Annotated in this window: 10 protein-coding genes; 8 read left to right on the top strand and 2 right to left on the bottom strand. The window is 65.6% G+C overall.

What is annotated here, in order from left to right; translation table 11 throughout:
* Positions 1-472: amidase family protein (locus tag AC3AYF_RS11920; RefSeq protein WP_295041117.1), on the bottom strand; the 472-nt coding region annotated here is incomplete at its 3' end.
* A 126-nt stretch (positions 473-598) separates the two neighbouring features.
* On the bottom strand, positions 599-1,615 hold the full coding sequence (locus tag AC3AYF_RS11915) for a 1-aminocyclopropane-1-carboxylate deaminase (protein ID WP_295041118.1): 1,017 nt from the start codon (positions 1,613-1,615) through the stop codon (positions 599-601).
* Positions 1,616-1,826: 211 nt separating this feature from the next.
* Here AC3AYF_RS11915 and AC3AYF_RS11910 point away from each other — a divergent pair, with 211 nt between their 5' ends.
* From AC3AYF_RS11910 to pnp, 8 genes are all read left to right on the top strand, one after another.
* Positions 1,827-2,318 carry an Lrp/AsnC family transcriptional regulator gene (locus AC3AYF_RS11910; protein ID WP_149437019.1) on the top strand — a complete coding sequence of 164 codons (492 nt, stop codon included), beginning with the start codon at positions 1,827-1,829 and terminating at the stop codon, positions 2,316-2,318.
* Between the two features lie 160 nt (positions 2,319-2,478).
* Positions 2,479-3,396, top strand: coding sequence for a 5-dehydro-4-deoxyglucarate dehydratase (gene kdgD / locus AC3AYF_RS11905; protein ID WP_295041119.1), 918 nt, complete (start codon positions 2,479-2,481; stop codon positions 3,394-3,396).
* Between the two features lie 120 nt (positions 3,397-3,516).
* Complete coding sequence (locus AC3AYF_RS11900; protein WP_295041120.1) at positions 3,517-4,872, top strand: enolase C-terminal domain-like protein; 1,356 nt, start codon at positions 3,517-3,519, stop codon at positions 4,870-4,872.
* 111 nt (positions 4,873-4,983) lie between these two features.
* On the top strand, positions 4,984-5,928 hold the full coding sequence (locus AC3AYF_RS11895; RefSeq protein ID WP_487779775.1) for a Bug family tripartite tricarboxylate transporter substrate binding protein: 945 nt from the start codon (positions 4,984-4,986) through the stop codon (positions 5,926-5,928).
* A 106-nt stretch (positions 5,929-6,034) separates the two neighbouring features.
* Positions 6,035-6,535 carry a tripartite tricarboxylate transporter TctB family protein gene (locus AC3AYF_RS11890; RefSeq protein ID WP_295040672.1) on the top strand — a complete coding sequence of 167 codons (501 nt, stop codon included), beginning with the start codon at positions 6,035-6,037 and terminating at the stop codon, positions 6,533-6,535.
* A 34-nt stretch (positions 6,536-6,569) separates the two neighbouring features.
* Positions 6,570-8,078, top strand: a complete 1,509-nt coding sequence (locus AC3AYF_RS11885) for a tripartite tricarboxylate transporter permease (protein WP_487779774.1) — start codon at positions 6,570-6,572, stop codon at positions 8,076-8,078.
* A gap of 153 nt (positions 8,079-8,231) precedes the next feature.
* Positions 8,232-9,809, top strand: coding sequence for an aldehyde dehydrogenase (NADP(+)) (locus AC3AYF_RS11880; RefSeq protein ID WP_295040676.1), 1,578 nt, complete (start codon positions 8,232-8,234; stop codon positions 9,807-9,809).
* 214 nt (positions 9,810-10,023) lie between these two features.
* Positions 10,024-12,105: polyribonucleotide nucleotidyltransferase (pnp, locus tag AC3AYF_RS11875; protein ID WP_487779773.1), on the top strand; the 2,082-nt coding region annotated here is incomplete at its 3' end.

Below are 12,105 nucleotides of genomic sequence, written 5' to 3'. Positions count from 1 at the left end.
TGGCGCCGAAGACCGGGTTGGAGGACTGGGAGCCGAGGCCGAATTCCGGGGTATTGGTCTTGCCGATGAAGAGGGCGCCGGCGGCGCGCATGCGCGCTGCCATCAGGCTGTCCTCCACGGCAATCGGCCCGACGAGCAGCGGCGAGCCCTGGGTGGTCGGCAGTCCCCTGGCATCGGAGAGGTCCTTGATCGCCTGCGGGAAGCCGTGCATCCAGCCCCGCGAGCGACCGGCCGAGAGTTCCCTGTCGGCGGCGTCGGCCTCGGCGAGCAGTGCTGCCCGCTCGCGCCGCGAGACGATGGCGTTGACCAGCGGATTGGCAGCGTCAATATGGTCGAGGTAGGCGCTCATCACCTCCCGGCAGGAGACGGCGCGATCGTGAAGCTGCCGCGACAGCGTGGTGGCATCCCAGGTCACGATCTCGGTCAGGGCGAGCGCCGGCGCGGCGCGATTCGAATCGGAAAGCGGTGTCATGAGGGGAGAGCTTGTTGTTGGAGGTGGCTCCAGCATAGCGCAATGGGGCGCGGAATCACCGCCGACGCCACGCCGGGACCCGGCGACGGATCGTGCCGCCGGAGCCACCGTTTCCGCAGATCGTGTTCAGCCGCGAGAGAACCATTCGCTGTAGGCGCTGAGCGCCGGCGCGCCGCCCAGATGGGCGTAGAGCACTTTCGAGCCCGCCGGAAACTCACCCAGACGAACCTTCTCGATCATGCCGTGCATCGACTTGCCTTCGTAGACCGGATCGGTCAGCACGCCCTCGAGCCGCCCGCAGAGCCGGATCGCTTCCAGCGTGCCGTCGTTGGGCAGGCCGTATTCCGGATAGCCGAACCGCGTATCGAGCACCACGTCGTCGGCGGCGATCGGCTGGCCGAGCTCCACCAGGTCGGCGGTGTGCTGGGCGATGCGCAGAATCTGGGCATGGGTCTGCTCCGGCTTGGCGGAGGCATCGATACCGATCACCTGGCGGGCACGCCCGTCGGCGGCGAAACCGACGACCATGCCGGCCTGGGTGCTGCCGGTGACCGAGCAGACCACGATGTAGTCGAAGGTGAAGCCCAGTTCGCGCTCCTGCTGGCGCACTTCCTCGGCGAAGCCGACGAAGCCGAGACCGCCGTAGGGATGCTCCGAACAGCCGGCGGGAATCGGGAACGGCTTGCCACCCTTGGCCCGAACGCTCTCCAGGGCGCGTTCCCAGCTCTCGCGGATGCCGATATCGAAGCCGGCCGGATCGAGGCGCACGTCGGCGCCCATGATCCGCGACAGTTCGATGTTGCCGACCTTGTCGTAACTGGCATCGTGATAGTTGACCCAGTTCTCCTGGACCAGAACGCAGTCGAGTCCCAGGTGGGCGGCCACGGCGGCGACCTGGCGCGTCTGGTTGGATTGGATGCCGCCGATCGAGACCAGGGTGTCGTAGCCGCCCTCCAGCACTTCCGGGATCAGGTACTCCAGCTTGCGGGTCTTGTTGCCGCCGAAGGCGAGTCCACTGTTGCAGTCCTCGCGCTTGGCGTAGAGCTCCACCTCGCCGCCGAGATGCTCGCTCAGGCGCTTGAGCGGGGTGATGGGAGAGGGGCCGAATGTCAGCGGATAGCGAGTGAACTTGTCGAGTTTCATGGGAGCTCCGGCTGTTGTTCTGGAGTCGTGATGGAGTTGTGGCGTCGTGATGGCAATGACTCGATCTATCCTAGAGCGAAATGGCGTGCGACGTGTTGCAAACTGGGGCGGTTGATTGGCTGAAAAATCGTCGATACCGCAAAAAATGCGGTTTATATTTCGAATAAAAGAGGATGCGTGAAATTAAATTAACAGAAGGGTGAGCCAGGCCATGCCCCAGATCAGCAGCGACGCGGGCGCGTCACTGGACCGGATCGATCGCCAGATCCTCGATCAGCTGCAGCGCGACGCCTCGATCTCCAACGTCGCGCTGGCGGAGCGCGTCAACCTCAGCCCGCCCGCCTGTCTGCGGCGGGTCGAGAGGCTCAAGCAGCAGGGGATCATCAAGGGGACGGTGGCACTGCTCGATGCCGACAAGCTCAACGTCGGCATGGTGGTGTTGATCGGCGTCGTGCTGGATCGCTCGACACCCCAGTCGTTTGCCGATTTCGAAGCGGCCGCGCAGCACATCTCGGGCTGTATGGAGTGCCACGTGGTGACCGGCGAGTTCGACTATTTCCTGCTGATTCGCACACGTGACAACCAGAGCTTCAACCGACTGCATGCCGAGCAGCTCATCTACCTGCCTGGCGTGCGTCAGATCCGCTCGTTCATGGGCCTGCGGGAAGTGCTGTCGACGACGCAGCTGCCGTTCGCGAAATGAAGGCGACGTGGTGACGTTCATCTAAGGTCTAACGGCATCATAGTATGATGTATGACAACATCGGTATTCCAATTTCGCAGCTCGTGCTCCTTCGATCGAGGCACTGCGGCTGGGCGACTCAGTGACCGATTTACGTTAACCCACGATGAGGGGAGTCAAGGTGAATTTTTCCAAACAAGCGGTTGTTGCCTCCATCAAGGATGGCCTGCTGTCCTTCCCGGTGACCGATTTCGATGCCGATGGCAAGTTCGACGCCGACAGCTACCGCCGTCGTCTGCTGTGGCTGAAGGAGTACGAGGTCTCCGCCCTTTTCGTGGCTGGCGGTACCGGTGAATTCTTCAACATGACGATCGAGGAGTATCGAGAGATCGTCACCATCGCGGTGGAGACCATCGGCGGGCACGTGCCGATCATCGCCAGCGCCGGGCAGAGCGCCGAACTCGCCAAGGCCCACTGCGAAGCCGCCCGGGAAGCGGGTGCCGACGGCATCCTGCTGATGCCGCCATACCTCACCGAGTGCCCGCAGTCCGGCATCGTCGAGTACGCCGCCAGCGTCTGTGAGTCGACCGACCTCAGCGTGATCTACTACAACCGCGCCAACGGCTACCTCAATGTCGATGGCGTCCAGGCGCTGGCCGACCGCTGCCCGAACCTGGTCGGCCTGAAGGATGGCAAGGGCGACATGCAGGCGCTCAACATCATCATCAAGACGCTGGGCGATCGCCTCGCCTATGTCGGTGGCGTGCCAACGGCCGAGATCATCGCCGAAGCCTATCTCGCCATCGGCGTCAGCACCTATTCGTCGGCGGTGTTCAACTTCGTGCCGGAGATGGCGGTGAAGTTCTATCGGGAGCTGCGCCAGGGCAACCGCGATTTCGTGCGCCAGGCGACAAGCGAGTTCTTCATTCCCTTCGTCACCCTGCGCGATACCCAGAAAGGCTATGCCGTCAGCCTGATCAAGGCGGGCGCCGACCTGGTCGGCTACCCGGGCGGGAACGTGCGTGCACCGCTGACCATGCCCAGCGAGCAGGAGCGGGCCACGCTCAAGCAGTTGATCGAGAAAGCGCGCACGCTCTGAGCGACGCGCTCTGCGGATCCTTCATCAAGCCGGGAGCGGCCTCCGGGCCGGCCCGGCGACGGGCAGGCCGGCGACGCCAGCCCGGTCCCCCCGCGTTCATCGCCTCGACGGAGACTTCCTATGCCGAGCCACGGCACGCCAACCATCACGAACATGAAGGTGATACCGGTCGCCGGCCGCGACAGCATGCTGCTCAATATCGGTGGCGCCCACTCTCCCTGGTTCACCCGCAACCTGGTCATCCTCGAGGACAGTGCCGGGCATGTCGGTGTCGGCGAGGCGCCGGGCGGCGATACCATCCAGCAATCCCTGGAGCAGGCGCGACCGCTGGTCGTGGGGCAGCCCATCGGCAAGCTGCGATCGATGGTGGCATCGCTGCACTCCGCCGGTCGCGGTGCCGATTTCGAGGATTTCGGCAAGGGCTCCTGGACCTTCGAACTGCGCATCAATGCGGTGGCGGCGCTGGAGGCGGCGCTGCTCGACCTGCTTGGCAAGTTCCTCGACGTACCGGTGGCCGAGCTGCTGGGTGACGGCAGGCAGCGCGACAGCGTCGAGGTGCTGGGTTATCTGTTCTTCGTCGGCGACGGCCAGAAGACGCCGCTCGGTTATCGCGAGCGTACCGAGGGCGGGGGCAACGGCGATCTCAGCCACGAGTGGTATCGCCAGCGCGACATGGCGTCGATGACGCCAGAGCGCATCGTCGAGCTCGCTCGCGCCGCGCAGGACCGCTACGGCTTCCGGGATTTCAAGCTCAAGGGCGGCGCGCTGCCGGGGGAGCAGGAGATCGAGGCCGTCACCGCGTTGCACGACGCCTTCCCCGAGGCGCGCACGACCATCGATCCCAACGGCGCCTGGTCGCTAGACGAGGCGATCCGGCTGTGCCGGAACCTGCATGGGGTCATCGCCTATGCCGAGGATCCCTGCGGGGCGGAACAGGGTTTCTCGGGGCGCGAGATCCTGGCCGAATTCCGCCATGCCACCGGGCTGCCGGTGGCGACCAACATGGTCGCCACCAACTGGCGCGAGATGGCCCATGCGCTGATGCTGCGCTCGGTGGACATTCCGCTGGCCGATCCGCACTTCTGGACGCTGTCCGGCGCGGTGCGCGTCTCCCAGCTGTGCCAGGACCACGGCATGACCTGGGGCTCGCACTCCAACAATCACTTCGATATCTCGCTGGCGATGTTCGCCCAGGTCGGGGCGGCGGCCGTCGGTCGTACCACGGCGCTGGACACGCACTGGATCTGGCAGGAGGGCGACGCCCGGCTGACCCGCAATCCGCCGGGGATCGTCGATGGCAGGGTCGCGGTCACTGACGCTCCGGGACTCGGCGTCGAGATCGACATGGCCCAGGTCGAGCAGGCCAATGCGCTCTACCGCGGCCTGCCGGCCGGTGGCCGCAACGATGCCATGGCGATGCAGTACCTGATCGAGGGCTGGCAGTTCGATCCCAAGCGGCCGGCGCTGGTTCGCTGAGGCGGCCGGGCTGGGCCTCACTTCACGCGCGCAAGACGAGTAAGACGAAAGACAAGACATTCAGCACGCGCGAAAGACAAGACATCCAGAGAAGAACCGAAGGAGCCGATAATGAAAAAGCTACTGAGCACGCTGACCTTGGCCGCCGCGATGGTGGTCGGCGGGCCGGCGCTTGCCGACGACTACCCCACCAAGAGCATCGACATGATCGTGCCGTTCTCCGCGGGTGGCGGTAACGACACCTTCGTGCGCGCGCTGCAGCCGCTGCTGGAGAAGCAGCTCGGCGAGGATCTGGTCATCCGCAACATTCCCGGCGGCGGCGGTGCCGTGGGGATGTCGCGTGCGGTGGCCTCGAAGGCCGACGGCTACACCCTGCTGGCCGCCAGCAACGCCATGCTGACGCTGGAGGCGATGGGCAACGTTCCCTTCAAGCACACCGATTTCGACTTCATCGCCAAGGTGATCGAGGAGCCCTACGTGATCGCGGTCGGCGGTGACAGCCAGTACGCCAATCTCGAGGATCTGGTGAACGCGGCCACCTCCGGCACCACCATCAAGGTGGGGGTCTCCGGCGTCGGTTCCTCCGCGCACATCGCCGCCGTGGCCATGGCCAACCGGACCGGTGCCGAGTTCAACATCATTCCCTATCCCGGCGGCTCCGAGGCGATCTCCGCCGCCATGGGCGGCCATGTCGATGCCGTCGTGCTGGGCGGCGCCGAACTGCGCTCGGCGCTGCAATCCGGCCGCCTGAAGGCGCTGGCGATGAGTTACGCCGAACGTAGCGATTCGCTGCCGGACGTGCCCACCTTCCAGGAGCAGGGCTACGACCTGACGCTGACGGTATGGCGCGGCATCGCGGCGCCCAAGGGGCTGCCTGCCGACGTCGAGAAGCGGTGGGTCGAGGCGATCAAGCAGATCGTCGCCGACGGCTCCTATGAAGAGACCGCCGGGAACCTCGGCACGCAGGTCTCTCCGCTCTACGGCGATGAGCTCGATGCGTTCATCGACCAGTCCGCAGAGGTGATGCGCGAAGCGGCCGGCGATCTGGCGAAGTAGCGTGCGGGCCGGGCAGCGCGGCGCACTCGCCCGCGCTGTCCGGCCAGTCGACAGGGTCGCACGGCGACCGTCCCTCTTCCTGGCCGAGGCGCTGGAGTCTGAATCCATGGAACGTGATATCGGTAAGCCGATTTTCGATCTTCTGCTGCTGATCGCGTCGGCGGCGGCTTTCGCCGGTGCGATGGCGTTGCCCGACATCGAGATCGTCGGCGATCTCTCGCCGGCGTTCTTTCCCAAACTGATCTCGGCGATGATCTTTCTGTTCGCCATTCCCTGTCTGGTCAAGGACGTGCGCGAGTGGCGAGCCGCCGCGCCGTCCGGCGGGTCGCGGCCCGCCAACCGGCGAGGGGTCATGCAGTGGCTGTGGATCGTGGGCCTCACCGTCGTCTACATCCTGCTGTTCGAGCCGCTGGGGTACATACCCAGCACGGCGGTGTTCGCCTTCTGCTGTGTCATCGGGCTGCTGTTCGCCAGCGGTGCCTGGCGCGAACTGAACGCCTCGCAGCGGGTGAAATCGCTGGTGGGTGCGGTGATCTTCGCGATCGTGCTCGCGGTGGCGATCTATTACGTCTTCACCGATCTCTTCGAGATTCCGCTGCCGGAGTGAGTGGCAGCGTCGGCAGGTGATTTAGGAGCAAGACATGATTTCCGGATATCTCGATGGGTTGGGCATGGTGCTGCAGGTCGGCACGCTGCTGGCGATCGCCGGTGGCACCCTGCTCGGTATCATCATGGGCGCGCTGCCCGGGCTGACCTCGGCGATGGCCATCGCGCTGCTGCTGCCGGTGACCTTCGGCATGCCGCCGGTGATGGGCATCGGCATGCTGCTGGGCGCGCTGTGCGGAGCCGGTGCCAGCGGGTCGATCCCGGCCATCCTCCTCAACATCCCCGGCACGCCCTCGTCGGTGGCGACCACGTTCGACGGCTTTCCGATGGCCCAGAAAGGCGAGGCCGGTCGCGCGCTGGGGCTGGCGATCGTTGCCTCGTTCTTCGGCGGTGTCGCCAGCATGGTGATCCTCAGCCTGCTGGCGCCGCCGATCGCGGAGTTCGCGCTGCGTTTCGGCGCGGCGGAGTATTTCTCACTGAGCATCTTCGGGCTGGTGATCATCGCCTCGGTTGCCGGCAAGTCGCTGTTGAAGGGGCTGATCGCCGGGCTGATCGGCTTTTTCGCCTCGACCATCGGCACCGACCCCATCACCGGGGTGGGACGTTTCACGTTCGACCAGCTGTCGCTGCTGACCGGGATCAACCTGCTGCCGGCACTAATCGGGCTGTTTGCCGTCTCCCAGGTGCTCAAGGATGCCTTCGAGTACGATCCGCACCAGCGCCTCGAGGAGAGCACGCACCGCATCGATATCGCGCGTCCCCGCTTTCTGGAAACGCTGCGCCACTGGAAAGCGGTCGTGGCCGGTATCCTGTCCGGGTCCATCGTCGGGCCGATACCCGGCGCCGGTGGCAGCATCGCTTCCCTGGTCGCCTATGATCAGACGAGGCGTTTCTCGAAATCTCCCGAAAAGTTCGGTACCGGGCACGCCCCGGGGATCGTGTCGGTGGAGAGCGCCAACAATGCGCTGCTGGGCGGCGCACTGATACCGACGCTGGCGCTGGGCATTCCCGGCGAGGCGGCAACGGCCGTGCTGCTGGGCGGTTTGATGATTCAGGGCATCACGCCTGGCCCGCTGCTGTTCGATGACCAGAGCGGCACGGTCTACGGCATCTTCCTGGCCTATCTGGTCGCCAACGTCTTCATGCTGCTGATCATGTGCCTGGGCATCAAGCTGTTCATTCGGGTGCTGATGGTGCCGCGCAAGCAGCTGCTGTCGGCGATCCTGGTGTTCTGCTTCATCGGCGTTTACGGCGTCGATGGCGATGTGTTCAATCTCTATCTGATGCTGGGTTTCGGGGTGCTGGGCTATTTCCTCAACCGCGATGATTTCGGCACCGCACCGGTCATCCTGGGGCTGATTCTCGGGCCGTTCGCGGAGTCCAACCTGCGGCGCGGGCTGCAGGCTTTCCAGGGGGACTGGACCCCATTCTTCACCCGGCCGATCAGCCTGACGTTCCTGGTGATCGCGGTGGGGTTGCTGGCACTGACGCTCTGGCAGAACTATCGTGGCAATCGCCGCACCGAATCGAACGCGTCCTCGTGACGGTTGTCCACTCCGATGAATGACACGGCGCGAGTCGGCAATTCAGGCGACAGACACAGGTTTGCCGAGCGGGACGCCGTGGCGACCAGGGCGGGTTGATGCCGGCCCCGGTCGCAAGATGAATGAGTATCCACCATCACTGCAGGAGGCAAGATGAAACTGACAGGTGAAATGCTGATCGGCCAGCAGGCCGTCAAGGGCAGCCGCGATCCGATCCAGGCGATCAATCCGGCCACCAACGAGCGCCTCGAACCGAGCTATCCCGGTGGCACTCAGACCGAAGTCGATCGTGCCTGCGAACTGGCCTGGAGCGCCTTCGACGGCTACCGCGAGACCTCGCTCGAGGATCGCGCCAAGTTTCTGGAGACGATCGCCGACGAGATCGAAGCGATCGGTGACGATCTGATCGAGCGCGCCGTGGCCGAATCCGGCCTGCCCCAGGCACGCATCCAGGGCGAGCGCGGGCGCACCTGCGGCCAGCTTCGCCTGTTCGCCAAGACCGTGCGGGCCGGCGAGTGGCTCGACGTGCGCGTCGACCCGGCTCTGCCGGAGCGTCAGCCGATGCCGCGGGTCGACCTGCGTCAGCGTCACATCGCGCTGGGTCCGGTCGTCGTCTTCGGTGCCAGCAACTTCCCGCTGGCGTTCTCCGTGGCCGGCGGCGATACCGCTTCCGCCCTGGCCGCTGGCTGCCCGGTGATCGTCAAGGCCCATGGCGCCCACCCCGGCACCAGCGAGCTGGTTGGCCGTGCCATTCAGGCCGCGGTCAAGAAGTGCGACCTGCCGGAAGGCGTGTTCTCGCTGATGTACGGCTCCGGCCGTGAAGTCGGCACCGCGCTGGTCACCGATCCGCGGGTCAAGGCGGCGGGCTTCACCGGCTCGCGCAGCGGCGGCCTGGCGCTGTGGCAGGCGGCCCAGTCGCGCCCCGAGCCGATCCCGTTCTATGCCGAGATGAGCTCGATCAACCCGGTGTTCCCGCTGCCGGCGGCGCTGAAGGCGCGCGGCGAGGAGATGGGCAAGGCGTTCGTCGGCTCGCTCAACATGGGCGCCGGCCAGTTCTGCACCAACCCTGGGCTGGTGATCGCGCTCAAGGGGCCGGAGCTGGATGCCTTCGTCGCGGCGGCCAGCGCAGCGGTCCAGGGCAGTGCCGCCCAGACCATGCTCACGCCGGGCATCTTCGAGGCCTACGAGAATGGCGTCGGCGCCCTGGCGGGTAGCGGCAAGGCGAGGGAAGTGGCGCGCGGCCAGAAGGGCGAAGGCCCCAACCAGTGTCAGACCGGCCTGTTCGTGACCTCGGCGCAGGATTTTCTCTCCGACGAGGCACTTCAGGGCGAAGTCTTCGGCGCCACGTCGCTGGTGGTCGAGTGTGCCGATGCCGCCGAACTCGAGCGGGTCGCCGAACATCTGGAAGGGCAGCTCACCGCGACCCTGCAGATGGACGCCGCCGACCTGGAGGCCGCCCGCGCGCTGCTGCCGATCCTCGAGCGCAAGGCGGGTCGGGTGATGGTCAACGGCTGGCCGACCGGGGTGGAAGTGTGCGATGCCATGGTTCACGGCGGGCCGTTCCCGGCGACGTCGGATTCGCGCACCACCTCCGTGGGCACGGCGGCGATCTTCCGCTTCCTGCGTCCGGTCTGCTATCAGGATCTGCCGGATGCGCTGCTGCCGGCAGCGGTCAAGCACGCCAATCCGCTGAAGCTGCGACGCCTGGTCGACGGCAAGCGCGAGGCGTAACTCGCCGCTGGCCGGGTCGCCGGTCGGCGACCCGGTAGTGACAATCCCAAGACCCCCGCTTCCGAGCGGGGGTCTTGGCGTTTCGGACAGCCTCTCCCCGTGCCGGGGAGCATGGGACCATGGTCGGCCACCGGTAGCTCTATCCCGCTCGAACGCCTAGAATGAGCGCCGAGTCAAAAGACCCCATATGAATTCGACAAGTAAAGGAAAGCCCGTGAATCCGGTTCAGACCACGTTCCAGTACGGTTCGAGTACCGTCACCCTAGAAACCGGGCGCGTTGCGCGCCAAGCCACCGGCGCTGTGCTGGTCACCATGGACGACACCGTGGTGCTGTGTACCGTGGTCGGACGCAAGGACCTCAAGCCCGGCCAGGACTTCTTCCCGCTCTCCGTGCACTACCAGGAGAAGACCTACTCCGTGGGCAAGATCCCGGGTGGCTTCTTCAAGCGCGAAGGCCGTCCGACCGAGAAGGAGACGCTGACCTCGCGTCTGATCGATCGTCCGATCCGTCCGCTGTTCCCGAAAGGTTTCATGAACGAAGTGCAGGTCATCTGCACCGTGCTCTCCGCCGATCGCAACCAGGATCCCGATATCGCCGCGATGATCGGTACGTCCGCCGCGCTGGCGATCTCCGGCCTGCCATTCAGCGGCCCCATCGGGGCGGCGCGTGTCGGCTTCACCGAATCGCGCGGCTACTTCCTCAACCCCACGGTGGAAGAGCTGGCCACCTCCGAGCTCAACATGGTGGTGGCGGGTACCGACAAGGCCGTGCTGATGGTCGAGTCCGAAGCCCAGGAGCTGACCGAGGACGAAATGCTGGGCGGCGTGCTCTACGCCCACCAGGAGATGCAGGTCGCGATCGACGCGATCAAGTCGCTGGTCGACGAAGCCGGCAAGCCGAAGTGGGACTGGCAGCCGGCCGCCGCCAACGTGGCGCTCAAGGAAGCCGTCGCCGGCAGCTTCGAGTCCGCCGTGGGTGAAGCCTATCGCATCACCGACAAGATGGCGCGCCAGGATGCGCTGGCCGAGATTCGCGCCAAGGCGATCGAGCAGCTGGCCGGCGGCGACGCCCCGCAGTTCAGCGCCGATGAAGTCGGTGGCGCCCTGGCCAGTCTCGAGAAGCACACCGTGCGGCGTCGTGTCATCGCCGGCGAGCCGCGTATCGACGGCCGCGACCACAAGACCGTGCGTCCGCTGGACATCAAGGTCGGCGTACTGCCGCGCACCCACGGTTCGGCGCTGTTCACCCGTGGCGAAACCCAGGCCGTGGTCATCGCCACCCTGGGCACGCTGCGCGACGCCCAGTTGATCGAATCGCTGGAGGGCGAGCGCAAGGATCGCTTCCTGCTGCACTACAACTTCCCGCCGTACAGCGTCGGCGAAGCCGGTTTCATGGGCGGCCCCAAGCGTCGCGAGATCGGTCATGGCCGCCTGGCGCGCCGTGGTATCCAGGCGATGCTGCCGGGCGAAGACGAGTTCCCCTACACCATCCGCGTGGTGTCCGAGATCACCGAGTCCAACGGCTCCAGCTCGATGGCGTCGGTCTGTGGCTCCTCGCTGGCGCTGATGGATGCCGGGGTCCCGATCAAGGCGCCGGTGGCGGGTATCGCCATGGGCCTGGTCAAGGACGACGACGGCTTCGCCGTGCTGACCGATATCCTGGGCGACGAGGATCACCTCGGCGACATGGACTTCAAGGTGGCCGGTTCCGCCAACGGCGTGACCGCACTGCAGATGGACATCAAGATCGAGGGCATCAACGAGGAGATCATGGAGACGGCGCTGCAGCAGGCGCACCAGGCTCGTATCGAGATCCTCGACAAGATGAACGCCGTGATCGCCGAGAGCCGCAACGAGGTTTCCGATCATGCGCCGGCGATGCAGACGATCAAGATCTCGCCGGACAAGATCCGCGACGTCATCGGCAAGGGTGGTGCCACGATTCGCGGCATCTGCGAAGAGACCGGCGCGTCGATCGACATCGACGATGACGGCACCGTTCGCATCTACGCCGAGGATCGCTCCGCGGCCAAGCGCGCCATCGACACCGTGCTCGGCATCACCGCCGAAGCCGAGATCGGCAAGCTCTATCGCGGCAAGGTGGTGCGCCTGGCCGACTTCGGCGCCTTCGTCAACTTCATGCCGGGTACCGACGGTCTGGTGCACATCTCCCAGATCGTGCCGGAGCGCGTCAACGACGTGAAGGAGTACCTTAGCGAAGGCCAGGAAGTGACGGTCAAGGTGCTCGACATCGACAACCGCAATCGCGTTAAGCTGTCGATCAAGGAGCTCACC

The organism is Salinicola sp., assembly GCF_982684285.1.
This window is presented reverse-complemented; position numbering and strand designations above follow the sequence as displayed.

What these genes read in the sequence shown, in the direction of transcription:
- AC3AYF_RS11915 (WP_295041118.1), bottom strand. Translation starts at nt 1,615, where the DNA reads ATGAAACTCGACAAGTTCACTCGCTATCCGCTGACATTCGGCCCCTCT.
- AC3AYF_RS11910 (WP_149437019.1), top strand. Translation starts at nt 1,827, where the DNA reads ATGCCCCAGATCAGCAGCGACGCGGGCGCGTCACTGGACCGGATCGAT.
- AC3AYF_RS11900 (WP_295041120.1), top strand. Translation starts at nt 3,517, where the DNA reads ATGCCGAGCCACGGCACGCCAACCATCACGAACATGAAGGTGATACCG.
- AC3AYF_RS11895 (WP_487779775.1), top strand. Translation starts at nt 4,984, where the DNA reads ATGAAAAAGCTACTGAGCACGCTGACCTTGGCCGCCGCGATGGTGGTC.
- AC3AYF_RS11890 (WP_295040672.1), top strand. Translation starts at nt 6,035, where the DNA reads ATGGAACGTGATATCGGTAAGCCGATTTTCGATCTTCTGCTGCTGATC.
- AC3AYF_RS11885 (WP_487779774.1), top strand. Translation starts at nt 6,570, where the DNA reads ATGATTTCCGGATATCTCGATGGGTTGGGCATGGTGCTGCAGGTCGGC.
- AC3AYF_RS11880 (WP_295040676.1), top strand. Translation starts at nt 8,232, where the DNA reads ATGAAACTGACAGGTGAAATGCTGATCGGCCAGCAGGCCGTCAAGGGC.